Genomic DNA, 26,748 nt, shown 5'->3' with positions numbered 1-26,748 from the left:
ATTGAAGTGAGTTATATGAAAAGTATATCTATAATGGGTCATTATGTAAATTAAAGAATTATATTCTTTCATTTGTATCTCAACTCATTTCAGTCCAATAAAAAAACAGCGCAACCCCGTATTCATACGGAGCCGTACTGTTTATTAGCCTATAAAAATATCACTCGAAACTCCTCAGTAAATCCCCTGCCTCTTCATGATCAGGTTCCAGAGCCAATACTTTATGGGTATATGACAGTGTTTCTTCTTCCAGTTCAAGTTCATAGCAGCACACAGCCAAATCGTATAAGACGGCTGGATTATGGTTACTCGGATCTGCAACCAATGATATCTCCAGAAACCGTTTTGCATCCTCATACATATACATCTCATATAATAGCTGCCCTGCCAGAAATGCGAGCCCTCCTTGCTGCTCCATCACATAGTAGGACGACCACATCGTATGAATTCCAGACTGAATATCGAGCATTTCCTCATCACTTGCATCAGGAAGAAGACTGGAAATGTGCGTCGCACTGTGGATCAGGAACTCGGCATCATATCCACCCAGACGCCAAAACGGCAAAATATGCTTCAACTCCATACTTTCGATCCGTTGGTCTATCCATTGTTTCATGCTGAAAAAGTCATCCGGTCCAAAACGTTCAACAAATCGATGGTAGGCCAGACGTGTGTTCACATAACTGATGGGTTCGTCCACCATCAACATGCAGCCAACATTCAGATCTTTATAATGATGTGTTGTGAATCGTGTAAGGGCACCCTGTTGTTCCAAGACATATTGAATGGCATGGTAGTTAGCGGTTAGAGAAAAACTCCCGTGAAGAACGAATTCAGGTGGCTCTGCGAACTTCCAGTTATCCAGGCGATGATCCCCTTTATCAGCGGTAATCAACACATAACCTGACTGTGACAGCTTGTTCAACCGTTCGAGACAGGACAACCCGATTGCAGGGAACAGAATGTGCGAATCCTCCAGTTCCTCTTTGTACAATGTGATAAGTTCCTGATACGGATAGTTATCTGCACTGTATTCCGGTGCTCGGCGATACTCATAACTCAGCGTCATGTTCTTCAGCATCTCAGCGGGCTCAAGATCAAGACGACGATCCGGAGACTGTACAAGCAGATCACACTCGTATATCTCGCCATCCCCAATGTAGATTAATTCCTGCGGAATACTGTCAAAAAAGTAATTGGCAATCAACAACAACGGTTGTTTAAGATCACCGGGCCGAATAACCGTGCCTGCGACGACCAGATTCAATTCCGTATCCGCGACAGCGTCAAAACGTGCAAAATCGACTATACCTTGTTGAATAAAGGATTGCATGGATGGATGCTCCTGCCAACCCAGCACATTCTCCGCTACGAGATCCGTCATCACATATCTGAAAGGCGGTAACTGTATGCCAGCGAATTCCTTTAACTCAAGCAGTTTTAGAAGAACCTGATGTGCTAAACGCCCTACGCCCGCCCCGAGTTCCAGAATGGTCACGGTCTCGGTAACCTGTCCCTTGTTAGCGAGGTCCTGAAGAAAGCCAAAAATCATCTCAGCATACGCCGTGGCAATCATCGGATTACTGGTAATATATTGAGGGACTTGGTTCTCTGTCCAAGCTTGTAACCCCTTCTGTTCATAATAAGCTCTCTGCCAATCCCAGACCGGAGCTTCACTGTAACGAAAACGTTGACTTTCATTTGACGTCATTAAACGGAAACCTGCTTTCTATCACTAATTTCATACGTTTCTCAGATGTTCACGTACTATTTGATGTCCAATACCATTCAATCTCTGTAATGCATTATATCATAGAACCCTACCTACTCGGTGAAGTTCAGTTTTCCCCTTCAACAAGAAAAAAACCTGCTTTTGAGGGCAGGTCAATTGATGTCTTTCATTTAATTAGTCGGAATACAAGGCTCCGTCAAAGCTCTCAGGGCCTACACGGATCGTTCCGAGCAAGTTGGAGCTGATAAATGCAGTGTACGTCAATTGAGGCGTGATCGGTGGATTGAAATCACTCGCGGAGAACGTAATAACCTGAGGGGCCAGAACACTCAAGCTGAACGTAGAGGATGCAGAATAGATAACGGGATCGGTTGACAACGTCCCCCTGACAATCGTGATGGTTACACTTACGAGTGCTAATGGAAGTTGCAGTGATACCGTCCCCGAGAATTGTACCCGTGGGTTTGCCCCTGCTCCTGCTGTTTGCAGACCAATCTGGCCGAATAATTGCGGTGTGTCAATTACCAGGATTGGTATTGCAATAGAGTTAGCCAAACTCGCATTCTGAGATGTTCTTGCATCAAGAAATTGACTCATGAAATCTACCTCCTATGGGTTGGGATAAGGTAGTATATGCGAGATTTGAGATATGGCATGGACATACAACGTGATTCGAAAAAAAGGGCATACTAGAAAGACACCATTAACAAGATACCTTTTACTCCAGAGCTTACATGCAGACAGAAAAAAAACCCTTGCTAGGCAAGGGTTTTAAGAGTATGGGCCCTACAGGACTCGAACCTGTGACCAATCGGTTATGAGCCGACCGCTCTAACCAACTGAGCTAAGGGCCCTAGACATAATGTATAACGTGCAGATGATGGCTGTGAATCATCCAAGTGAAACTAAATTGCGGGGGCAGGATTTGAACCTGCGGCCTTCGGGTTATGAGCCCGACGAGCTACCGGGCTGCTCCACCCCGCGTCAGTAAGAAATATTAAAACAGCGACTTAATTAATATACACCATTCTATCCCAATAAGTCAAGGGGTAATGTCAGGGAATAAAACGTACACCATAACGTCCTTTGCGTGATCGATAAACTTCCACTTCTGCTGGTTCATTATGACCGTAAATCCATCCATCCTGCTCCATACGTTTGGCCAGACATCCTGCCTGAAATTTGGTTGCATACAACTTGCTGAAATATACCCAGTGCATACCGCTCGTCCTTTCCGGAGTCGTCATTTATTCCTGCTTTTTGTAGAATACCCCATTTTCATAAAAATAGCCGCCAAAGATTAAAATCTTCAGCGGCTATCCTTAACTTATGATATGACTACTTCATCAAATCTCATTGAAACGTAGCTTTAGGATCCTTTTTCAATTTCTCCAGCATCTCGTTTCCTTTAGCTGCCCACTCACCAAGCGCTTCTTTTGGTGTCTTTTTGTTCTCTAGTACCTGGTTGAAATATTCCATACCTTTTTCATTGACTTGCCATAAGCCTGGGGATTTTTGATACATTTTATCCAGATTGGTATTGGTTGGCGGAATCGGCTTCAAAGAATAGAATGCTTGAATGTTGTAATCCAGGCCATCTTTTGGCTTGATGAAGCTCTTCCGGGATACCATCTCATAGCTGCTACGCGCCTTGATTTTAGCCCAATCTTCACTGTTCATGTACTTGATCAGTTCCCACGCATCATCCGGGTTCTGAGCCGCACTATTGATTGCCATGAGATTGCTCAGGTAGATGCTACCTCCAATTTCAGGAGCTTCCGGGTGAACTGGAGGTGTTACCACATCCCAATCCACTTTCGTAAAGTCTTTCATTTTATCCGCATTTTTATTGGCATCAATTAATTGATTAATATAGCTGTAATCACCAATAGCCATGGCTGCCTTGCCGCTCAGGAACAGGTCACCCTGTATTGGATCATAACGTCCACTCGGATTCTGATCCTGCGGTTCGTCTCCTTTAGGGATAACTTTGTCAATCGCAAGTTTGCTGATAGTGCTCCACACTTTCTCCCATTGAGGAGAATCTACTGTCATCTTCTCTGCTTTGTCATCAAACGTCTTCAGCTGCAACGAGCTGTAGTACTGCTGCATGGAGTAGTACGGCGAACCACCCTGATATGTCGTGAAGGTGAAACCAAATACGTGATCTTTACCCTCGCCTTTTGTAAGTCGGGTACCCAAATTGAAGATATCGTCCCAAGTCATATTGTCCGTTGGCGGTTCCACACCTGCTTTTTCAAACATACCCTTGTTATAGAACAAAGCGGAGGAGGAAAACGTTGGTGTCAATGCATAGATGCTCTGGTCCCCAAGGTCCTTAATTCCCTCCAGCACACTAGGCACGATATCACTGGTGTCAAACTTGTCTTCCTGCATCAGTGGGTCCAGCTGTTTCACCAGATTCTCCTGAATTAATGATTTCACTGTAGAGGTATCCGCCACGATGACGTCAACCGGATTATCGCCAGTCATAATCTTCTTCAGACTTTCCATCGTATCCGGAACTTCCTGCTGTTCTTCGGTGTTGCCATACCCATACATGCTACTCTGATCAACGGCAGCTACAATCTCGATCGTTACATTGGGGTGTGTCAGTTCAAAAGCATCGGTAAATTGCTGACGGAAGTAACTGTCATCCTGTCCGCCCCACATCGTAGCCACACGCAATACGCGCTGCTCCGTATCCTTGGCCTCACTTGCCGTACAACCGGCAATCAGCGGCATTGCCAGCGTTGCTGTAGCCATGACGGCCAAAACACGTTTTCCCCACATACTGTTCTTCATATCCCAGTTCCCCCTCTTAATTATAATCTTGGCGGTGTAATAACAATGCGTTCACCGTCAAATTCCAATGTAGCCCGGTTATCAATAGATAAGGCCTCCAGATACTCTTTTGGCACCTGAAGTCGCCCTGCACGGTCTATAATGACAAATGCTTCATGGATGTCTGGCATACCCGCCTCGGACAAGTTGTGTTCATCATCCAGATTCGGGTTGCGCTTCACAAACTCAGTACTGGTCAAGCCGTCCCGGATCGCTACGATCCGGTCTACCTTGCCAGCTAGCGTCAAGTCATGGGTAACGATGACAATCGTAACGCCGAGTTCCTTGTTCATTCTTCGGAAAATGCCCATGATTGTATCACATGTCTCGGAATCGACCGAACCGGTTGGTTCATCTGCAAGCAGAATTTTGGGACGATTGGATAATGAGATCGCAATCGCTACCCGTTGCTGCTCTCCTCCTGACAATTGATGCAATTTGTTATGCATCCGATCCTTAAGGCCTACCCATTCGAGCAACTGTTTCGCGTAAGCACGATCACGCTTGCCTCCCAGAATCATGGGAGTCTCCACATTTTCCAGTGCAGTGAGATAAGGCAGCAAGTTACGACCGTTATTTTGCCAGATAAAACCTACCGTATGACGTTTGTATTCGACCAATTGGGCATCTGTCATTTTCAGCAAATCCCAGTCTCCCACAACAGCCGTACCAGCTGTAGGACGATCAAGTCCGCCCAGAATATTCAGCAGCGTGGATTTACCGCTACCGCTGTTCCCGATGATGGCCATCATTTCACCTTGATTGACAGTCAGGTTGAGACCCTGAAGGGCAACGACTTCCACATCGCTGGATTTAAAAATTTTGACAAGTCCTTCGCATTGGATCACGTTTACCTCTCCTCTCCCATTTTGACTGCCTGGTGAACCCGCAATCTGCGAATCTGCCAGAGTAACATCGTTGCACCAATGACCAGCATCACTACAGTGACCCCATACAGTTGCAACATATCTTGCTGTTCAAACACAATCCGGAACGGAGGTACCTGAGCAGATACATTATCCGTCGTTTGCAGGAATGGCAGGAATAAACGACTGGATACCTGACCAATCCCAATACCTAGCAGGATCGACAGTCCCGCTGTGAACACCTGTTCAAGCAGCAGCATGCCACTCAGTTGTGCCCGGGATAACCCCATGGCCCGTAATACACCAAATTGCACAACACGTCCGGACAGGTTGAAGAACCAGTACAGCACGTATCCGATCAACGAGATAATAACGGATACCAGGAACCCAAGGCTTAGAATCCCGAATACGCCACCTCGTGACGGATGTTTAGCCTGAGATACCAATTCGGTGCGTACGTCACGTACAGATGATAACTCAATGCCTTCTGCTGCGAGTTTCTCCATTAGTGGAGCCACTTTGGCATCCGGTTCCATTTTCAGCCACACCTCATAAGGAATCAAAGGTACCTGATCATAGATATAATCCAGATTCGCCACGAAAAATGGCATCTGATCCGGATACTGGGCGGGCCAGTAAGGAATGATCCCAAACACGACGAATTCAATCGCCTGTCCCTGTACACCCATGGAGACGAGATCTCCAGTTTTGAGTTTGAACTTGTCAGCAAATTTGGAAGAGATCAATACAGCCCCTTCATATTTACCAAGCAAGTCAAGGTACTTGTAGGGATGTGCCGGGAACAGATCGTTGCGGAACCATGCCACTTGAGCAAAGTCCACATTATCAATTCCGACCAGCATCCCCTGTCCGCCCGATTTACCAGAGACGATAATATTGCCTTTGGTCTGCAGCACGCGTGCTGCATGTTCAACCCCGTCTAATCTGCGGAATACTTCGAATGGAGGTTCAGAGTAAATGACTTTGGATGGCTGCGAAGAACCGCCGCCACCACCTGGAGCACCTCCACCGCCGTTGCCTCCGCCGGAACCACCACCAGCAGAACCTCCTCCTCCATTGCCACCACCTTGTTGACCTCCACCCGTACCGCCGTTCTGTCCGGAACCACCGGGTTTAACCTCAGGTGTTCCTTCCCACACAGTCTGCATAATCACATCAGAACCATAACGGTACAAGGTACGCTCAGTGGAATTCAGATCAATCGTCCGAGCCGCAGCTGAGTTGTACACTCCAAGTCCCAGTGTCAGTACAAGGAGGATCATCAGCGGATAATATGAAGAAGATGAACGCGATAGCTGTGTTAATGTCAGATACAGCGGGACCGGGAGAAATTTGCGACCGAGCAGCTGAATAAGCTTTAATATCCACGGGAACAAACGCAGGAAGAATAGTCCGAGCGCAAAGATCGCGAGTGCGGGTACAAAGAATAAAAACGGCTGTACCTGCAACTGATCGGTTGTCATTCCTGTCTGGAAGGTCAACATCTGACGTTCATAGAACAGGTAGTATCCATATCCAGCCAGACCCAGCAACACAACATCCAGGAACCAGCGTTGCCATACTGGAGCGCGGTCTGTACGTGCTTGCCGCCGTTTGGCAGATACAATGGTTGCCCTTGCATAGGTTATCGCAGGGATAAGTGATGCGATGATCGCAACAAGGACCGCTGCTACGCCCAGGAGAATAGCTTCTTTGGATACACCGATCGGAATGGACTTCCGATCTACGAACGAGAGAAAGCCACTTGCTGAACCGATACTCTTGGCCATGAACCAACCGAGAAACGGCCCAATAACCAGCGCAATAGCGCCCAGAAATATGCCTTCAAGCAGGTAGAGAGAGAAGATCTGCCGAGCTGAAGCTCCACGACTGCGCAATACCGCAATATCACTCTCTTGCTTCTGTAATGACTGTCTGGCGTTCATTGCAATAAAATAAAAGACCATCGCAATCATCGGTGCTGCCAAGGTAAACAGCGTGGTCTGCAATTGCAGACTCTGACTGCGGAACTGCTTGAGCAGATCACCAAAGGTGATGTCCACTTTTGTATCTTTCAGTCGCTGATACAGATCGATATCCAGCCTTTCCAGCATGGAAGTCAGACCTGATAACTGGCTGGTTTGAATTTCTTTGAGATCAAAGGCATAATACCAACGTGAACTCTGAAGTGGAATCCCTTTTTCCTTCAGTAAAACATCATTAAAAACCGATTCATCCACGTAAAGTCCATTCATCATGCCGTCAAATCCTTGTACCCAGTAAGGGCTGTTTGGATCATCCGCCTTGAAGGAACCCGTGATCTTCACACGTAACGTGATATCAAGACCGCTATACACCGGATATTCCAGAATGTCACCGATATGCAGGTCGTTACGGTACATACCCTCTTCCAACATGACTGCCTCGATCATGTCATCTTTGACCTGGTTTCCAGGTTTCACCCCGGCAGAGTAATTCACCTGTGCATCCAGCCCACTCATCGTACCCAGACTCATACTGCGCGCCCTGCTGGCATCCACTTTGGTTGGATCCTCCGGGCTCACCTCTGTGCTGCGAATGGATCTCGAATTCACATACGTATGAAAAGGAAAACCAATATCGCGAGGAACATCCTCACGAATATAACGATCTACTTCGTCCAGACCCCGTGTATCTGTCTTCACGCCACCAGGTGCCTGATAACTCATAAGCAACGAACCGGCTGGCAACCCTTCACTGTTATCCTGCAGCGTTTGCGCAACGACCCGTTTCAACGCACCATCGGCATACATTGGAATACTGACGGTGAACGCTACCGCCACAATCAATCCGATCAGTGTGCTGAAGGTCATCCAGCGCGTGTTCCACATTTTGCGGAACAGCAGCCGAAGCAATGGCAGCCCCATTAGCGTCCCACTACTTTCTGGCCTACGGTCAGACCTTTCAGAATCTCGACATCTGTCGACGTCTGCTGTCCAACTTCAACGTCCACTTCACGCTTGCTGCCATCACTCTCCACGACTTGTACGTACGTTCTTGAACCGATGGAGCGTAAAGCGGATACAGGAATCACAATCGCGTTCTCGGTACGCTGCGTTACAATCGAGACTGATAGTGGTGTGCCACGTTCCACGCCTTTTGGCATTTTTGCAAGTGTAACGATAACATACTTATCCAGCGTTTCCTTGGTTGGAGGCGTACCGCCTTCCCCCGTTCCTTCGCCACTGCCGCTTCCCGATGCTTCCGCGATAGGCATAACTTTAATTTTGCCAGCGACTTTACCAGCTCCATTAATATCTACTTCTGCCTTCATACCCGCTGAGAACTTCTCCAGATCTTCCTTGGCAAAGGTTGCAGCCACAACCAGATTCGATGTATCCGCAATCGTAGCAATCGGATCATACGCTTTCACAGCTGCACCCTTCTCTACCTGCACAGCAATAACGGTGCCGCCAAACGGAGCGGTCAACGTGGCTTTGCCCAGTTGTTCTTCCAGATCAGCGAGTTCCTGGCGCAGTTCTTCAAACGCAATCGTTGCTTCTTCGAACTCCACCGGGTCCATCTCATCCTTCTTGCGGAGTGTTTCCTTCATTTGAACTTCGGACTTGCGAATAGCAAGTTTCTTGCCACGGATCTCCTTCTCTACACTCTCCACATCGAGCACCGCGAGAAGTTGACCCTTTTTCACTTTATCCCCTGGTTTAACATTTAACTCTTTGACATGCATGCCATCGAGCGTGAAGTACACCTTCTCTTCCCGCTGACTCATCATCTTGCCACTACCACTTACTTTTTTCTCCAACGTTTCCGTCCGGACTTCATATTCCGGTTTCTTGGAGATTGTTGGTGGTGTAATAGGCGGAAGCACTTCTTCCTCTGTTTCTGACGGCAGCAATGAGCAGCCGGACATCGTTGCAACCATTATCGCACCAAGTACAATAAGTGCTGCGCGTTTCCCCCTCTTCGGAGCGGCCCCTTTACTTGATAAATCTGCCGTCCGCCATTTCATAAACATGGTCCGCAACCTCCAAAATTGTAGGATCGTGTGTAGTCATACATATCGTTACTTGTTCTACTTCAATAATATTGCGGAATACGGCCATGACCTGAGCGCCCATCTTGGAATCCAGTTCTGCCGTAGGTTCATCCGCAAGCAACAATCGGGGTCTGTGGGCAATGGCCTTGGCTATAGCCACACGCTGTTGCTCTCCCCCAGACATCTCAAAAGGACGGTGCTTCACGCGTTTGGATAGTCCAACCAGATCCAGACAATGACCAACCCTGTCCTTCCACTCTGCTCGTGGCACATCCGCCATGCGCAGCGACAGCTCTACATTTTCCCAAGCAGATAATAAGGGCATGAGTGCATATGCCTGGAAAATAAAACCGATCTCTTTGCGCCGCAAAGCGGTCCGCCGCCGGTCTCCCCAATCCTGAAGAGGCTGGCCAGAGAACAGAATGTCTCCACTTGAAGGCTGATCCAGTCCACCGAGCATATTCAGCAGCGTTGTTTTGCCTGAGCCTGATCGCCCCTTCAGCATGACCAGTTGTTGCGGATTCACTTCCATATCAATGCCTTTGAGCACATGGATAATGCGACTGCCTGTCTGGAAACTGCGATGCACGTTACGCACCTCCAGTACAGGTCCATCATATGGAGGCAATATATCCTTCTTTGGTTTGATCTTCTTCTGGGGTTCATCAACGGTAGTGACAGCAGCTGCAGCCACTTCATCCGAAGCGATTTCACTTTCAGGTAACGGAGTTTCACTCGTCGGGTAATCGTGTTCATTGTTGTATGTATTTTCCCCCGACTCCGTAATTGCCTCCAACGGTGTTTCCCCCTGTTGATGTTCATCGCCTGACTGGCTCTTGGCAGGTCTTTTTCTGAGAAATAAATTCTTCATGCCAGCAATCACGCTCATCCTTTCTTGAAATCCCGTTCATTTCTTCAAAAAACCTAAAATTAGAAATCTGTTCCATCCTACACTGAATTATAAACGACCGATCCCAACTAAAAGTTACAAGCTTTTTACAACGGTAGTGGGAAAAAGTTAATATTTTGATGAACAAACGAAAAAAGCACCCCAAAGTGCGGGATGCCTCTTGCATATTCGATGGTTTTGCCGCTATGCCGGCAATCATTACAATTTTGATACCGTTCATTCCTGAACATTTTTTCGAGGTATCAATGATATTATTTACCAAATGAAGAAGGATCTTCACGCCAGGATTTGAGCAATTCAAAATCACTCTCCTGAATCGTTCCCTGAGCCAAAGCCACATCCATCAGCGCCGTGTAATTGGACAGCGTCTGAAGTGGAATTCCAGCATCTTCAAATGCTTTAACACCTTTATCCAGCTGGTAGCTGAAAATGGCAAGTACGGCGAGCGGTGTTGCACCTGCTACACGTACAGCTTCGGCTGCTTTGATCGAACTGCCACCTGTAGAGATCAGATCTTCAATGACAACCACTTTCTGTCCTTCGGCAATCAGACCTTCGATCAAGTTCTCCTTGCCGTGTCCTTTCGCTTTATCACGAATGTAGGCCATCGGCAGATTCAGCTTCTGAGCTACCCAGGCAGCATGCGGAATACCTGCGGTTGCCGTACCTGCAATAACTTCTGTATCCGGGTATTGGTTACGAATGATCGTTGCAAAGGCTTCAGCGATATCGTTGCGAATCTCCGGATAGGACATCGTTAAGCGGTTGTCGCAGTATATTGGTGATTTGATGCCGGATGTCCATGTAAATGGCTGTTGCGGACGTAACGCCACGGCTTTAATTTTCAACAGTTGGGAAGCAATATGATTAGGAATCTCATTCAGTTCGATCATGCGTTCAACATCTCCTTCAAAATGGTTTCTGCCGCTTCACGCGGATTGGGAGCGCCTGTAATGGGTCTGCCTACAACAATGTAATGACTGCCTCTGGCGATGGCTTCACCCGGCGTCAAGACGCGTGTCTGATCTCCCAGACCACTACCCGCTGGACGAATTCCTGGTGTAACGGTGTGAAAAGCACTGCCACACGCTGCCCGAATTGCGGGCACTTCAAGTGGAGAAGCAACAACCCCATCCAGTCCGGCCTCTTGGGCCAGTCCTGCATAACGGACCACAGCAGCTTCCACGCTTCCCGGGATGCCAATCTCGTTATTCATCGTTTCCAGACTTGTACTGGTCAGTTGGGTGACTGCAATGATCTCAGGTCTCTGTAGAGAAGGATCAGCGGCTATAGCTGCCTCAGCCCCTTCACGTGCAGCACGCATCATGATGGTTCCGCCCGCTGCATGCACATTGAACATGTCTACACCCAGACGTGTGATACTCTCAGCTCCACCACGAACGGTGTTGGGAATGTCATGCATTTTCACATCCAGAAAAACGGAGTAGCCTTTGGATTTCAGCTCCCGAATAAAGTCCGGTCCTGCGGCGTAGAACAGCTGCATGCCCACCTTGAGATAACAGGGAATGCCTTCAAGAGCTTGTACCAATGCTTTCGCTTCTTCCGCTCCAGGGTAATCCAGTGCCACCATCAGACGGCCAGCCATTTCATTGAAATTCGTGTGATTCATCACCAGCGCTCCCTTCAACTTGCTCATTTTTTCCGTTTTTGCCCGATATAAAGGACATCCCGCCAGCCCGCAGGCTGACTGATGTCCTTCATCATTAACTATTTATTTTACAGAGACAGGCATTGCTTCTGAAGAGAAGTTGATCGTTTGCAGCATGATCAGCAGCGCACGAATCGTATCCAGTGAAGTCATACATACAATGCCGTTCTCTACCGCTTCACGACGAATTCTGAATCCGTCACGTTGCGGTGTTTTGCCTTTGGTGAGTGTGTTGAAGACAAAGTTTGCTTCGCCGCTACGAATCATATCCAGAATGTTCGGCGAACCTTCACTTAATTTGTTCACAGTCGTTACCGGAATGTTCGCTGCTTCAAGCGCAGCTGCTGTTCCGCCGGTAGCCATTATTTTGTAACCCAGTCTGTAGAAACCTTCGAGCAAAGGAACAGCTTCGTCCTTGTCTTTGTCTGCTACAGTCACAACAATCGCTCCGGTTGCCGGAATTTTCATTCCTGCACCGATGAGACCTTTGAACAACGCTTTAGCGTAATTCGGGTCACGGCCCATAACCTCACCTGTAGACTTCATCTCAGGTCCGAGGGTTGGTTCTACACGACGCAGCTTCGCGAAGGAGAAGACCGGAACTTTAACAGATACATGATCCGATTCAGGCCACAACCCGTCAACATAACCAAGATCTTTTAGTTTCACACCCAGAATGGCTTGTGTTGCCAAGTTCGCCATCGGAATGTTGGTTACTTTGCTCAGGAATGGTACGGTACGGGATGAACGCGGGTTCACCTCGATAATGTACACTTGGCCATCATGGATAACAAACTGGATGTTGACCAAACCTACCGTTTTCAGTTCTTTCGCAATTTTGATTGTAATCTCTACAATTTTCTCTTTCAAATCCTGGGACAGATGTTGAGGAGGATATACCGCGATGGAGTCACCAGAGTGAACCCCTGCACGCTCGATATGTTCCATGATTCCTGGAATCAATACCGTTTCACCATCACAGATGGCGTCAACCTCAACTTCTTTACCCATCATGTAACGGTCGATCAGGACCGGATGCTCCGGATTGATTTTAACCGCCTGTTCCATGTATGTCAGCAATTCAGCATCGGAGTATACAATCTCCATCGCACGACCGCCGAGTACATAGGAAGGACGGACCAGTACCGGATAGCCCAGACTTTGAGCTGTTTCTACCGCATCATCAACGGAAATGACCGTTTTACCTTTTGGCTGTGCAATCTCCAGACGGGAGAGCAGACGCTCGAACTTCTTGCGATCCTCCGCCTCATCGATGCTTTCCAGATCCGTTCCGAGAATGGTTACACCTGCATTACGCAGTGGTGCTGCCAGGTTGATGGCCGTTTGACCACCGAACTGTACGATAACCCCTACTGGTTTCTCCTGTTCAATCACGTTCATGACATCTTCGAAGAAGAGCGGTTCAAAGTACAGGCGATCTGATGTATTAAAATCGGTAGACACCGTCTCCGGGTTGTTATTGATAATAACTGCTTCGTAGCCTGCCTTTTGCAATGCCCATACCGCGTGTACAGTAGAGTAGTCAAATTCAATCCCTTGACCGATCCGGATTGGTCCTGAACCCAGCACCACAACTTTTTTCTTGTCTGAAGGGATAACTTCATTCTCTGTCTCGTAAGTTGAGTAGTAATATGGCGTTGTTGCTTCAAACTCGGCTGCACATGTATCTACCATTTTGTAGACTGGACGAAGATTTTCCTGTTCCCGACGAGTTCTAATTTCCGCTTCTGTCGTCAATGTGCCGCCAGGTTGACCTTGCGCACGCAGCTCGGCAATGGCACGGTCCGTGAAGCCGAGACGTTTCGCTTGATACAGAATGTCGGAAGACAATTCGGATTCTTCGCGAATGCGATCTTCGAATGCGATCAGACCTTCAATTTTGTCTAGGAACCACCAGTCGATCTTGGTCAGATCCTGCAGCTGTTGCAACGTATATCCTCTGCGGAATGCTTCGGCAATCAGGAAGATACGCTCATCATCTGCTTTGATCAGACGCTCATTCAGGGTAGCTTCGTCCAGCGTTTCGGCATCCTTCAGGTAGAGACGATGTACGCCAATTTCCAGGGAACGAACTGCTTTGTGGATCGACTCTTCGAATGTCCGGCCAATAGCCATTACTTCGCCTGTTGCTTTCATCTGAGTTCCCAGTTTACGGTTCGCCGAGATGAACTTGTCGAACGGCCAGCGAGGAATTTTGCTCACGATATAGTCCAGTGTAGGCTCAAAGCAAGCATACGTTTGGCCTGTTACCGGGTTTACGATTTCATCCAACGTGTAACCCATGGCAATTTTGGCAGCCATTTTTGCAATCGGATAACCCGTTGCTTTGGAAGCCAGGGCCGATGAACGGCTTACCCGTGGATTTACTTCGATAACATAGTATTGGAAGCTGTGTGGGTCCAGTGCAAACTGTACGTTACATCCACCTTCGATGTTGAGGGCACGGATGATTTTCAGGGAAGCTGAACGCAGCATTTGATATTCACGGTCAGACAGCGTTTGGCTTGGTGCCACGACAATACTGTCACCTGTGTGAATACCTACCGGGTCAAAGTTTTCCATGTTGCAGACCACGATACAGTTATCGTTTTTATCCCGCATAACTTCATACTCGACTTCTTTCATGCCCGCAATGCTCTTCTCGACCAGACACTGACCAATCGGACTGTAACGAATTCCGGCTGCCACTGTCTCGCGCAGTTCTTCTTCGTTCGCACAGATTCCGCCGCCAGTTCCGCCAAGGGTATAAGCAGGACGCACGATGATTGGATAACCAATCTCATTTGCAAAAACAAGTGATTCCTCAAGTGTCGTGACGATTACACTATCAGGTACAGGTTGTTCCAGTTCGCGCATCAGATCACGGAACAGATCACGATCCTCCGCTTTCTCGATGGATGTTAACTGTGTTCCGAGCAATTTCACATTTTCACGTTCCAAAACTCCGGCACGTGCCAGTTCCACAGCCATGTTCAGACCTGTCTGACCACCCAGTGTTGGCAACAAACCGTCTGGACGCTCCTGACGAATGATTTGGGTCACAAAATCCAGTGTGATTGGCTCAATATAGACTTTGTCAGCCATGTTTGTATCCGTCATAATGGTCGCCGGGTTGCTGTTGATGAGTACAACTTCCACGCCTTCTTCTTTCAGTGCCTGGCAAGCTTGTGTACCGGCGTAGTCGAACTCGGCCGCTTGACCGATGACGATTGGACCGGAACCAATCACCAGGATTTTTTTGAGATCTTTGTTAATCGGCATGTTATTGTGCTCCTTTCACTGCGGCTGCCAATACAGCTTGACGCGGCTTTTGCGGGTTAGTGATCTTGTGCTCGCGAATCATCTCGATGAAGCGGTCGAACAGGTAGCTGTTGTCGTAAGGACCCGGGGCTGCTTCAGGGTGATATTGAACCGAGAATGCCGGGAATGATTTATGTTTCAGACCTTCAATGGTTTTATCGTTATTGTTGATATGTGTAACTTCCAGGTCCGTGCTCTTCACGGACTCTTCGTTTACGGTAAATCCATGGTTCTGGGATGTGATGAAGCAACGTCCGCTCTCCAGTTCTTTTACCGGATGGTTTCCGCCGCGGTGTCCAAACTTGAGTTTTTCGGTGTCTGCTCCTGCCGCAAGTGCGAACAACTGGTGACCCAGACAGATGCCGAAGATCGGGTATTCGCCAAGCAGTTCACTGATCATGTTAACCGCGTGAGGTACGTCTTTCGGGTCCCCAGGGCCGTTGGACAGTTGAATTCCGTCCGGGTTCAGGCGACGAATCTCGTCTGCTGTTACATCGTGTGGAACAACAACTACGTCACAGTCACGTTTGCTGAGTTCGCGCAAAATCCCTGTTTTTGCACCGTAATCCACGAGCACAATACGCTCAGCCGTTCCCGGGCTGTTGTAGACATGCTCTGTAGAAGTCATTGGCACCTGGTTACGCAGTTCAGCAATGGTGGTGTCTCCCATCATCTCCAGCAGTTCTTCCACAGGCTTCGATCCTGTTGTGAGAATTCCCTTCATTGTGCCGTGGTGACGAATCCGGCGAGTCAACATGCGTGTATCAATTTCGCTGATTCCTACGATGCCGTATTCTTTGAGCAGATTGTCTACGCTGTATTCCGCACGCCAGTTGCTCGGCGTTGGCTCATGACGACGCACAACGAAACCGTGTACGTATGGACGGATCGACTCAAAGTCATCACGCGTAATGCCGTAGTTTCCGATCAGCGGATACGTCATGGTTACGATTTGACCGCAATAGGAAGGATCCGAAAGCACCTCTTGATAGCCTGTAATTCCCGTATTAAAAACGACCTCACCTGTCGTTTCACCTTCAGCACCAAATGCTTTCCCGGTGAACAGTGTGCCGTCTTCCAACAATAATCTTGCCTGTGCCTGCATCCCATTTCACTCCTCTGTGTTTATCAACGTTGAATGGCATTTGGGTTGAACATGGGGGACGTTACGATTGTGCGGCTCCGCGTACAGAAAACCCTTTGATCGCTGTTATCCCCGGATTACTTTTTATCATTTTTCAAATGATGTAATCCGGTGATAAAGGCGAACGCTTTGCTTCTTCGGGTCTTTTCTGTCCGCTCCGCAGTTACGTTGGTGTCCAAGTTCAAAATCATGACATTCAACTTTGCTTGTTTCGTATGTTAGACTCTCGGCATGATTTGCCTCGAGTTAGTTGAAAAAATGTTACTGGTGTAAAAGTTGTAGATTAAGTTTTAGAGTTACTGATTTATTAATTTACTAAATTACCGTTTTACTGTTGTACCGTGTTATGCCATACGCATTTGCCATCCACCCATGTTTGTGTGGCCCAGCCTTTCAGCTTCCAACCTGTGAATGGTGTGTTTCTTCCTTTGGTTGCAAACGTTGCAGGATCAACCGCTTTTTCCTCGTTCAGGTCAATCATCGTGATATCGGCTGGTGCTCCCTCTTCCAGTTTACCTGTATCCAGTCGGAATACACGTGCAGGATCAGCTGTCATGCGTTTCACCAGGAAGTCCAAGCTCCACAGTCCTGTTTCCACAAACTTCGTGTACAGCAGCGGGAAGGCTGTTTCGAATCCTACGATTCCAAAAGGTGCCAGCACCATGCCTTTGGCTTTCTCTTCTTCACTATGTGGCGCGTGATCAGTTACGATCATATCCAGCGTGCCGTCTAGCAAACCTTCGATACAAGCCTGCACATCACGTGGTGAGCGCAGCGGCGGGTTCATTTTCCAATTGGCGTCCATGCCCGGGATATCTTCATCCGACAGCACCAGATGGTGCGGACATACCTCAGCAGTTACTTTAATGCCGATGGACTTCGCCAGACGGATCAGACGAACCGACTGCTCTGTACTTACGTGGCAGACATGGTAATGAACTCCTGTTGCTTCTGCGAGCAAGATATCACGGCCAACGTGGATAGCTTCGGATTCATTTGGAATCCCTTTGATGCCGTGACGCTTCGAAAACTCACCTTCCGTCACATATCCACCAACAACCAGTGAGTCATCTTCACAGTGAGCGATCACGGGCATATCCATGCTTGCCGCGAGGCTCATGGCATCCTTCATCATTTGAGCGTTTTGTACGCCTACACCGTCATCTGTGAATCCAATAGCACCTGCTTCTTTTAATGCGGCAAAATCGGTAAGTTCACGACCCAGTTCGTTTTTTGTAATGGCTGCATAAGGCAACACTTTAACCAGATCAGCTTCTTTGGCTTTATCCAATACCAGCTTCACAACTTCCGCTGTATCTGTTACTGGTCTTGTGTTCGGCATGCAAGCGATTGTTGTAAAACCACCTTGTGCTGCTGAACGGGCACCTGTCTCGATCGTCTCTTTGTGTTCGAATCCAGGTTCACGCAGATGCACGTGCATATCGATCAATCCCGGAATGACCAGTTTGCCTGATGCGTCTGTCACACTTTGCGCTGACTTTTCGGCATCCAGAACGGCTTGGTCTTCCAGACCAGCGATCTTTTTAATTTTACCTTCATCTATAATGATGGTTTTCCGTTCAAGTTCCCCTTGTTGGTTCAAGACGTTCGCGTTTTTTATAATCTGTAGCATAATTGCCCTCCGCTTCGGTTCTGTCCGGCTTACCAGGCAAGCCGGATGATTTTCTATATCGTGTACTCTCTTATTGCTCTATAAGAACTTCCATCTTCGTCAGCCTATGACCCACAGCCAGACCCTGTTACAGTTTCATCGCACGTTCCATAACCGCCATGCGGATTGGAACGCCGTTTGCCATCTGCGGGAAGATCCGCGATGCTTCACTCTCCACAACCGCGTCATCTACCTCGACGTTGCGATTCACAGGAGCAGGGTGCATGATAATGGTGCTTGGTTTTAGGCGTGATGCCCGTTCTTCCGTCAATCCGTAGTGTTCGCGATAATCCTCAGCTGAAGTAATTAAGCCATGTTGATGACGTTCCAGTTGAACACGGAGCATCATGACCACATCTGCATCCAGCGCTTCTTCAAGACCGACATAAGGAGCATGCTCTGCGAGTTCCGGTGCCTGCATCGTTTGCGGTGCACAGAAGCGTACATCTGCACCAAACTTTTGCAGTGCCCACAGGTTGGAACGAGCTACGCGGCTATGCAGAATGTCACCTATGATGGAGACACGCAAGCCCTTCAGTTCGCCAAATGCTTTCCTCATCGTGTAGAGATCCAGCAACGCCTGTGTGGGATGCTCATTGTTGCCGTCTCCGGCGTTCACGAGTGGTACGTTCACTTTTTGAGCCAGTTGTTGCAGAACGCCTGCCGGTTTCAGCCGGATCACGCCTGCATCAATGCCCATCGACTCAAGTGTTCGTACCGTATCGTAGATGGACTCTCCTTTTTCCACACTGGATGCAGCTGCCGTAAAGTTCAGCACTTGTGCGCCCAGGCGTTTCTCTGCCATTTCGAAGGAAAACCGGGTACGTGTGCTGTTCTCGAAGAACATGTTCGCAACGAAGCGTGATTCCAGTACAGGAACCAGTTTATCTTTCTGCGCTTCCCAGTGAGCCGCTCTGTTCAGAATGGATTCGATTTCTCCTCGACTAAGTTCCTTCAGTCCAAGCAAGCTTCGGTCTCTCAATGCTGTCTGTGTAATCATTATGCTTGCTCCCCCCGGTTCTGAGTGATTTTGACTTCATCCTGTCCGTCCGTTTCCATGAGTGCAACTTCAATCTCCTCTGATTTGGAAGTCGGTACATTCTTGCCGATAAAATCAGGTCGAATCGGAAGTTCCCGGTGTCCGCGGTCTGCGAGTACAGCCAACTGGATGTTCTGCGGTCTTCCACAGTCCATCAGGGCATCCATCGCTGCGCGAATCGTCCGTCCGGTATAGAGCACATCATCGAACAAAATCACTTTTTTGTTATGGATCGAAAGTGATTCGGGTGTCATAATCAACATTTCCTTGCGATTCGCTTTATTTTCGTCCAAGCGGTCATCGCGGTAAGGAGTCACATCCAGTTCTCCCCAGGGGACTTTGGCGCCTTCGATTTCTTCAATCTTCGCGGCAATCCGTTCTGCGAGGTAAACCCCACGTGTACGGATACCGACCAGCACACAATCGTCGATTCCTTTGTTTTTCTCCAATATCTCATGGGCAATCCGTGTTAATGCGCGGCGGATCGCCGTCTCATCCATAATGACATGTGTCTCTGTGCTCATGCGTTCAGCCTCCTCAGGATTTCCCTTCAGATCATGGCCCCGTGACGAGGAGAACAAAAAAGACTCCTTGCCGTGTTTATTGGCAAGGAGTCTCCGAACTTCAGACCGCTCTGAAGAAAGTTTACTCTCGGGATGCATCGCTTCATTTGCCGCAGCAAAAAACGATGTATCGTTCACGTTACCTTGCCAGTCTCACGGGACTGATTTAAAGGTGCTATTCATGTCGTTCATATTGCAGGACCTCACAGGGTTCCGTAATCAATATGTCCGTTTGTCTTCATGAATTATGACAGAAAGACAACCCCCTGTCAACACCTCACCATCGCAGGTGAAAATCCTCTGCTACGTTCTTCTTAGAATCAGCAGTTAGGCCGAAAAACATCCATGCACAATACATCTCATTGGTTATTCATAATTATACAACATTTCTGTATATTTATCCATAGGCAAATGAGAAATCCGATATAACCAAAATAACCCTCTGACTATATTCAATGTTGAGATAAATCCCTTCTTTTTAGAACGAGCGGTGAGTTTCCTCTTACGGAATATATGAAGGCTCTGAATTAGGTCCAAGTGAAATGGGTACAGTTTATAAACATGAACTCATTCATAGATGCTGCAATAAAGCCGATATACATACGATTCACAAATATGAGTCATAGAAATAAGAAAAGCCCTACATTTATTAACATTTAGGAGGAAGTCATGCGTCACATATGGCACGTTTACAAAACAGACTGGTTGCATATTCTGAAGGTTCCCACAGGTATATTTCTAATTATCGCTATTATTTTACTCCCCGGGGTGTATGACTGGGTCAATGTGAAATCCGTCTGGGACCCGTACAGTAATACCCAAGGGATCAAAATTGCGGTGACAACCGAGGACAAGGGTGCGACTGTTGCAGGAACCAACGTCAATATTGGAGATGAACTGGTATCCAGCCTCAAACACAATGAAAAGCTGGGCTGGACTTTTGTAGATCGGACCGAGGCTAGTCGGGGTGTACAAACAGGAGATTATTATGCAAACCTGCTCATTCCCGGAGACTTTTCGTCCAAAATTACAGGTATCGTTAACGGAAAGCTGGAGCGCCCAGAGGTAATCTATACCGTTAATGAGAAGGTGAATGCCATTGCTCCTAAAATCACAGGCTCTGGTGTATCTGCCATAACAACACAAATCAATGAGAATTTCACCGAAGCCGTCAGTGAGGCCGTTCTAACAAAGTTGAAAGAAGCCGGGGTTGAAATTAACGCCCAGCTTCCAACATTACGCAAAATGGAGAATGGCATTTTTACGCTGGAGAAAAATCTTCCGGCTATTCAAGCCGCAGGTCAAAAGGTTCTGGAAGTAGAAAAAGCCATGCCCGAGATTGTAAAAGATGCTCAAAAGATCGTTGAAATCGAGAAAAAACTGCCTGAAATCAATGAAGCAGCACAGTATGTGCTCAAGGTGCAGGAGTATTGGCCACAAATTAATGATGCGGCTTCCGAAGTGCTGGCTATTCAAGGGCGGATACCGGATATACAAAAAGCGGTAGAACGCATTCGAGAAGTGGATGAAAAATTTGGCCAGGTATCAGATGTCATCCAAACGGCGCTGGATAAAACCAACAAAGCTCTGTCTATCGTAACGGCAGCAGAACAAGATCTGGACAAAGTATCACAAATCGCTGGCAACGGGATTGAGCTTGCAGAGGGATTAAATCAGTTTGTGGATTCCAGTGAAGAAGCTTTTCAGACAATTGGCCCGACGATCCGCCAAAATCTGCTGCTGGTGCAGCAGATTACTAACGCTACAGGAGACGTATTTGCACAATTGCAAAATTCGGATCTTAATAACCTTCCTACAGTAGAAGATCTCGACCGGATTGCTTCACGTTTAGGGGTTGCGGTAAAACTCGTGGACAGTATGGCAGAACTACTGGGCAACATCAATAACTTGCTTCCAAGCCAACCACTTGCCGATAAAATCACACAACTGAACTCCATTTCAGATAAACTTCAGTTGCAGATCCGCTTGGCTGGTATCATCAGTGATGCCATGCGTCGTAATACAACTCTGCCCGCAGACGTCATCGCTCAGTTAAATACGCTCTCCAAGGACATTAGCAGCGGCATTGGCAATTTCTTGAACACTTACGAAAGTGAAATATCGCCTGCACTTGCAGCTGGTGCGGACAAGCTCAGGTCCATCCTCTCCACTTCAGCAGAAACTCTACAAGGAGCAAAAGATCGTATTCCGGATATTGCGGACATTCTTGCATCTGCCAAAGAAGGAATTACGTTTGGGCAGGCCGAGTTGACAAAAATCCAGAGCGAACTGCCTCAAATACAATCTAAGATCCATGAGATATCAGAAACACTCGCGAACAAAAGTGAAGGTTTTATCCAAGCTTTGAACACAGTGTCTTCATTAATTCGAAACGATCTGCCCAAGCTGGGAAACAAACTGAACGAAGCAGCTAATTTTGTTCGTAATGATCTGCCTAATGCCGAGAAACAGATAGGCAAGGCATCCGATTTTGTCCAGAACCAGCTTCCGGAGGTCGAAAAAGGAGTACATCGTGTTGCCACGCTGGTACGTGATGATCTGCCAGCATTGGAAAGTGCCATCACCAAGGCTGCAGACAAGCTTAGGGAAGTCGAAGGTAATAACCAGTTTGCGGAACTTGCCAAGCTACTGCGCGGCGATATTGAGGAAGAGAGTGCTTTCCTCTCGAGTCCGGTACAAATCAAGGAACAGCAGCTTTACCCAATTCCGAATTATGGATCGGCCATGTCGCCATTTTACGGCGTCTTGTCCTTGTGGGTCGGTTCAACGCTGCTGATATCCCTGCTTCGTGCTGAAGCCGAGAATCCGGATGGCAAGTTCCGGGGATACGAGTTGTATCTCGGACGTCTTGCTACTTTTCTAACGATTGGATTGCTCCAAGCGGTATGCGTCACCTTGGGAGATATATTAATCCTGGGTACTTATGTCGCAGATAAACTGTGGTTTGTCCTGTTTGCCATGCTGGTGAGTGCCGTATTTGTCACCATAACGTACACTCTGCTATCCGTATTTGGGAATATCGGAAAAGGGATTGCGATCATCTTCATGGTGTTCCAGTTCTCCAGCTCGGGTGGTACGTTCCCGATCAGCATGACATCCCCCTTTTTCCAAGCATTGAATCCGTTCATGCCCTTCACGTATGCGATCAGTCTGCTGCGTGAGTCGGTCGGCGGCATATTGTGGTCTACTGCCATCAAGGATATTCTGTGGTTGTGTATGTTCATCGCGCTGAGTCTCATTGTTGCTCTCGCTTTGAAACGTCCACTCAGCAGTCTCACCAAACGTTCAGCCGAGAATGCCAAGAAGACCAAAATTATTGCTTAACTCATTTGCTCAACACTAAATAAGAAAAGGCCATTGGACTTTCCATCCAATGGCCTTTTCTCGTTTCATAATGTGAATCGATACATTTGACTATTTGACTGAGCGTTCCTGTTCCAGCTGATTATAGGATTGTTTAATTGTTGTTAATGTTTCTACATGGCGATAGATGTTGTTACTTGCCGTGACGATAACACATAACATGATCAAGCCTATAACCACTTTTTTCCCCAATCCCGGACGAAGGCTGATCACAAAACCTCCACCCAACAGGAAGAACGCAAACAGATAGTGCCCCGCATACAGGTACATATCGTATTGAAACACAGCTAGACCGAAGCCCACGACGACATGAAGCAAAAAGGCAAACAAAATATATGGCACAAGGGTCCACACTTCACGTTCACGAATGCCCTTAATGAAGCCCATGAATGCCAGTAGTAAAATAAAGATACCTGTCATCTGCACATAGATTGGATTGGAACGGGATAGATCCGTAACAAAGGCTGCCATGCCCGGGTCCAGTAAATGCATATCCGGTGTCAGCATCGGATTAATCGTTAACATGTTCAATGCTTTCCAGTGAACAGCGAACTGGAATGGCGTTGCATAGCTGGTTCCACCATTTTGAATGCCCAACAGCCAGTTACTAACCCAGCTCCGGCCTCCAAACGCAACATACTGAATGCCGGTAAACACAACAATAATCAGAACCGCCATTGCCATGATGCCGATGTATTTTTTCAAATTCGTCTTATTGCGCCATACATGCATATTGAAGAATATGGCAGCAGCAAATGGTACGATATTGGTCGAGGTTAGTCCAAAGTTAATCGATGCAAGCAATGCATTGGGTACATAACGTACGTCCTGACGCTCACGAGTATACTGCATGTAAACCACTGAGAACAGAATAACGAACTGTACATAAGGATACGAGTCTGGAATCAATGCAGTAAACATTAAGTAGGAACTGAAACCAAACAGTAAGGCGAACAGCAGCGGTACGATGGTCGGTTTATCTTCTTTTTGACTCAGGAACAGATACGCCAGCACCACCGAACCCGCATTCACCAGCGATTGTAGGACTAGAAAGAACCAGTTGCCGCCCAGAAGTTTCGCTACAGCCGCAAGGGTGACTGCGAGAAAGGAAATCAGCGGATGGATCACGGAAGAACTGTTGTCCCCATAATACATGGAAGGATCAAAGTTGAATAAATTGATCGGAAACAGCGTCGTATTAAATGGGCTATACGCCCCAAGCATCTCTGCATTATTTTCAATGTACAGAACATACAAGCCGTTCATCAAACCATAGAACAGAGCAAATCCCGCAAACAGGTAAAAGGCTGTCCAGTTGGCTCTGCGATTATAAAATAAGTAATCTAAAAAGTTCATGCTTTCATTTCACATCCTGATTAATTAAGTTCTAAAATACCAGTAATAGTAAGCCACCCATAATACATGCCACACCTATCCAGCGTAAAGGGCCCACTGTCTCTTTAAATACCAGCCGCGCTATGATGAGAGTCCAGACATATGTTAATGCGTTCGCAGGCAACACTACGGTTAATGGAAGAAACTTCAGCAATACAATATTCAGCAACGCACCCGTTCCGTAGAATCCAAGCCCCATGAGTACATGCAGACGATTACGACTGGATGCATAAGCTTTCAGTCCAGCCCCGCCCAGTGCACCACACAACGTCATGACAATTAATACGGCAACCATCCAGCTATCGATCAACACTGGTTAATGTCACCCCGATTCCAAGCAACACAACTGCTGCCAGCTTCTGCACCGTAATTTCTTCCCCAAGCAAAAAATATCCATAGATTAAGGCAAATACGTAGCTGGCACACATCAGAGGATAAGCAACAGAGAGTTTTTCCAGAGCAAAAGCTTTAATCATCAAAATCGCTCCAAGTCCATAACACAGAAAACCAACACCCAGGTAGATCCACTCGGTTAGTCCCCATTTCCAGAACAATTGACCCGTTGCTGTCAGAAAAGCGGAAACGAGCATCAACCATTTACCAGTATGACGCGATTTTATTTCCCCCACGTTAATGCCTCCATGTCCGGAACACGCTTGTTAATAAAGTATCGTTGACTTACAAGCTGCATGACTGGAAGGTCGGATAAGGAGTCCGAGTAGGAACATGACTGGTCATAATCAATGACCATATTCTTCTCACTCAGATAAGCCTGAATTCGGCGTACCTTCTCTTCCCCTTTGCAGTTGCTGCCATCAACTCTGCATGTGTAACCATTCTCATGACGGACAAGTTCAGTTCCAATTACATGATCCACCCAGGGAAAATTTTTAAAGTATTTCATATAGGCATGCGGAGATGCAGTTACCAGCAAGACATGATAACCTGCTTCTTTGCGATGTTGCATCTCTACACTGGCCTCGGCAAAAATGGACGTACGCAAGCGGGTATCAAAGAAATGTTCGAGATCTTTTTCAGACATACGCTCAATTTCTTGAAAGTAGGATCGTTTGACTTGTTCAACCGTCATGAAGCCTGCCTTGAATAACACGGTATGTAATGCGATGACAGGTAATCTCCATACCTGCCACGGGTAACGGCGAACACCGTAATGCACAAATTGAAACATGGAATCACTGCGTATGATCGTTTTATCAATATCAAAAATTGCGACTTTCGTGCTTTTCACCCTGATCCCCCTCAGCCTTTATTCAAAGATTGCAAAGATTGTAATAACACTTATCACATACAACGTAACCGTAATTAATATGGGTTTGTCCTCAAACAGCACACGATCGGGCGAACCTCCCTGGTTCTTCATGTGGATCAGATACAGGTAACGGAACATGCCGTAAATGACCAATGGAATCGTCCACATGAGATGAATCGTTCGATCTGAAGTGAATGTGAACAGGGAATAACTGATAATCGTAGCTGTCGTCACAATCGTATTGAATTGATCCAGTAAAGTAATAGAGTAGTTATCCAAAACTTTACGGTGTGATCCCGTATTTCCCTCAAGCAACGTAAGTTCATTTCTGCGTTTGCCAATGGCCAAAAACAACGACAACAGCATGGTACAAATCAAAAACCACGGTGTGAATGGCACATGGATCAGCACACCACCTGCAATGGCACGAAGTACAAAGCCGGCTGCAATGGTCATCATATCCAGGATAACGAGATGTTTCAGCACAAATGAATACGATACATTCAACAGGAAATAGACGATACATAACACCCCAAATAGAGGGTTCATCATGAAGGCCGTTCCTACGGAAAGGATTAATAGAATAATGCCAAACAACAAAGCATGACTCGGATTCACCTGCCCAGAAGCCATAGGACGATACTTTTTCACCGGATGCTGCCGATCCCTGTCCCGGTCTACAAAGTCATTTAAAATATAAACACAGCCTGCAACAAGGCTAAATAGAATAAAACCAAGCAACGTCGCAAGAATGGTTTCAGTCCGAATCTCCTCAAAAGAGAATAGTAACGCAGCAAATAACAGCAGATTTTTAGTCCACTGTTTGGGTCTTAACAATCTGATTAATCCTGACACTGTACTGCCTGTTCCTGTAGCCCGTGAGGACACCGTACTTGTTCGTGA

The 26,748-nt window shown here is 47.2% G+C and carries 21 protein-coding genes and 2 tRNA genes; 1 reads left to right on the top strand and 22 read right to left on the bottom strand.

Going from position 1 to position 26,748, the window contains the following annotated elements; translation table 11 throughout:
* Nucleotides 1–160: 160 nt before the first annotated feature.
* From D829_RS0102940 to pyrR, 17 genes are all read right to left on the bottom strand, one after another.
* A complete protein-coding gene (locus tag D829_RS0102940) occupies nt 161–1,711 on the bottom strand; it encodes a hypothetical protein (RefSeq protein WP_017687344.1) in 1,551 nt (516 codons plus the stop codon).
* A gap of 195 nt (nt 1,712–1,906) precedes the next feature.
* Nucleotides 1,907–2,329, bottom strand: a complete 423-nt coding sequence (locus D829_RS0102935; RefSeq protein WP_017687343.1) for a hypothetical protein — start codon at nt 2,327–2,329, stop codon at nt 1,907–1,909.
* Nucleotides 2,330–2,512: 183 nt separating this feature from the next.
* Nucleotides 2,513–2,586: transfer RNA gene (locus tag D829_RS0102930), tRNA-Ile, on the bottom strand.
* A gap of 56 nt (nt 2,587–2,642) precedes the next feature.
* Nucleotides 2,643–2,716: transfer RNA gene (locus D829_RS0102925), tRNA-Met, on the bottom strand.
* A 71-nt stretch (nt 2,717–2,787) separates the two neighbouring features.
* Nucleotides 2,788–2,979, bottom strand: a complete 192-nt coding sequence (locus D829_RS33315) for a hypothetical protein (protein WP_047843730.1) — start codon at nt 2,977–2,979, stop codon at nt 2,788–2,790.
* Nucleotides 2,980–3,085: 106 nt separating this feature from the next.
* Nucleotides 3,086–4,537, bottom strand: a complete 1,452-nt coding sequence (locus D829_RS0102915; protein ID WP_017687341.1) for an extracellular solute-binding protein — start codon at nt 4,535–4,537, stop codon at nt 3,086–3,088.
* 20 nt (nt 4,538–4,557) lie between these two features.
* Nucleotides 4,558–5,424, bottom strand: coding sequence for an ABC transporter ATP-binding protein (locus D829_RS0102910; protein WP_017687340.1), 867 nt, complete (start codon nt 5,422–5,424; stop codon nt 4,558–4,560).
* Nucleotides 5,425–5,426: 2 nt separating this feature from the next.
* On the bottom strand, nt 5,427–8,348 hold the full coding sequence (locus D829_RS0102905) for an FtsX-like permease family protein (protein ID WP_017687339.1): 2,922 nt from the start codon (nt 8,346–8,348) through the stop codon (nt 5,427–5,429).
* Nucleotides 8,348–9,457 (bottom strand): efflux RND transporter periplasmic adaptor subunit, encoded by a 1,110-nt coding sequence (locus D829_RS0102900; RefSeq protein ID WP_017687338.1) that lies wholly within the window; start codon nt 9,455–9,457, stop codon nt 8,348–8,350. The genes D829_RS0102905 and D829_RS0102900 overlap by 1 nt, the downstream gene beginning before the upstream one ends.
* Complete coding sequence (locus D829_RS0102895) at nt 9,420–10,367, bottom strand: ATP-binding cassette domain-containing protein (protein WP_017687337.1); 948 nt, start codon at nt 10,365–10,367, stop codon at nt 9,420–9,422. The genes D829_RS0102900 and D829_RS0102895 overlap by 38 nt, the downstream gene beginning before the upstream one ends.
* 272 nt (nt 10,368–10,639) lie before the next feature.
* The gene (gene pyrE, locus D829_RS0102890) at nt 10,640–11,281 is read right to left on the bottom strand and encodes an orotate phosphoribosyltransferase (protein ID WP_017687336.1); all 642 of its coding nucleotides are present in this window, start codon (nt 11,279–11,281) and stop codon (nt 10,640–10,642) included.
* Nucleotides 11,278–12,018, bottom strand: coding sequence for an orotidine-5'-phosphate decarboxylase (gene pyrF / locus D829_RS0102885; RefSeq protein WP_017687335.1), 741 nt, complete (start codon nt 12,016–12,018; stop codon nt 11,278–11,280). The genes pyrE and pyrF overlap by 4 nt, the downstream gene beginning before the upstream one ends.
* Before the next feature lie 102 nt (nt 12,019–12,120).
* Complete coding sequence (gene carB / locus D829_RS0102880; RefSeq protein WP_017687334.1) at nt 12,121–15,339, bottom strand: carbamoyl-phosphate synthase large subunit; 3,219 nt, start codon at nt 15,337–15,339, stop codon at nt 12,121–12,123.
* A 1-nt stretch (nt 15,340) separates the two neighbouring features.
* Entirely contained in the window at nt 15,341–16,483 is a 1,143-nt protein-coding gene (gene carA, locus D829_RS0102875) for a glutamine-hydrolyzing carbamoyl-phosphate synthase small subunit (RefSeq protein WP_017687333.1), read from the bottom strand.
* A gap of 367 nt (nt 16,484–16,850) precedes the next feature.
* Complete coding sequence (locus tag D829_RS0102870; RefSeq protein WP_017687332.1) at nt 16,851–18,155, bottom strand: dihydroorotase; 1,305 nt, start codon at nt 18,153–18,155, stop codon at nt 16,851–16,853.
* Nucleotides 18,156–18,282: 127 nt separating this feature from the next.
* Entirely contained in the window at nt 18,283–19,197 is a 915-nt protein-coding gene (locus tag D829_RS0102865; RefSeq protein ID WP_026080971.1) for an aspartate carbamoyltransferase catalytic subunit, read from the bottom strand.
* Nucleotides 19,194–19,757: a bifunctional pyr operon transcriptional regulator/uracil phosphoribosyltransferase PyrR gene (gene pyrR, locus D829_RS0102860; protein WP_017687330.1), complete on the bottom strand. Its 564-nt coding sequence runs from the start codon at nt 19,755–19,757 to the stop codon at nt 19,194–19,196. Before pyrR ends, D829_RS0102865 begins: the two co-directional genes overlap by 4 nt.
* A 708-nt stretch (nt 19,758–20,465) precedes the next feature.
* Between pyrR and D829_RS0102855 the strand changes: the two genes are divergently transcribed.
* The gene (locus D829_RS0102855) at nt 20,466–23,141 is read left to right on the top strand and encodes a YhgE/Pip domain-containing protein (RefSeq protein WP_017687329.1); all 2,676 of its coding nucleotides are present in this window, start codon (nt 20,466–20,468) and stop codon (nt 23,139–23,141) included.
* Nucleotides 23,142–23,231: 90 nt separating this feature from the next.
* Here the strand turns inward: D829_RS0102855 and D829_RS0102850 are convergent, their stop codons facing one another.
* From D829_RS0102850 to D829_RS0102830, 5 genes are read right to left on the bottom strand one after another with little or no spacing between them, the layout of a single operon-like run.
* Nucleotides 23,232–24,536, bottom strand: coding sequence for a DUF6080 domain-containing protein (locus D829_RS0102850; RefSeq protein ID WP_017687328.1), 1,305 nt, complete (start codon nt 24,534–24,536; stop codon nt 23,232–23,234).
* A 31-nt stretch (nt 24,537–24,567) separates the two neighbouring features.
* Nucleotides 24,568–24,888: an EamA family transporter gene (locus D829_RS0102845; protein ID WP_336886750.1), complete on the bottom strand. Its 321-nt coding sequence runs from the start codon at nt 24,886–24,888 to the stop codon at nt 24,568–24,570.
* Complete coding sequence (locus D829_RS0102840) at nt 24,875–25,204, bottom strand: EamA family transporter (RefSeq protein ID WP_017687326.1); 330 nt, start codon at nt 25,202–25,204, stop codon at nt 24,875–24,877. The genes D829_RS0102845 and D829_RS0102840 overlap by 14 nt, the downstream gene beginning before the upstream one ends.
* Nucleotides 25,192–25,824 (bottom strand): HAD family hydrolase, encoded by a 633-nt coding sequence (locus tag D829_RS0102835; RefSeq protein WP_017687325.1) that lies wholly within the window; start codon nt 25,822–25,824, stop codon nt 25,192–25,194. Before D829_RS0102835 ends, D829_RS0102840 begins: the two co-directional genes overlap by 13 nt.
* A gap of 18 nt (nt 25,825–25,842) precedes the next feature.
* Nucleotides 25,843–26,733: a decaprenyl-phosphate phosphoribosyltransferase gene (locus D829_RS0102830; RefSeq protein WP_026080970.1), complete on the bottom strand. Its 891-nt coding sequence runs from the start codon at nt 26,731–26,733 to the stop codon at nt 25,843–25,845.
* Nucleotides 26,734–26,748 lie beyond the last annotated feature (15 nt).

Source organism: Paenibacillus sp. PAMC 26794 (assembly GCF_000316035.1).
GTDB lineage: Bacteria > Bacillota > Bacilli > Paenibacillales > Paenibacillaceae > Paenibacillus.
The sequence above is the reverse complement of the archived record's forward strand: the minus strand, read 5'-3'. Positions and strand labels throughout refer to the sequence as shown.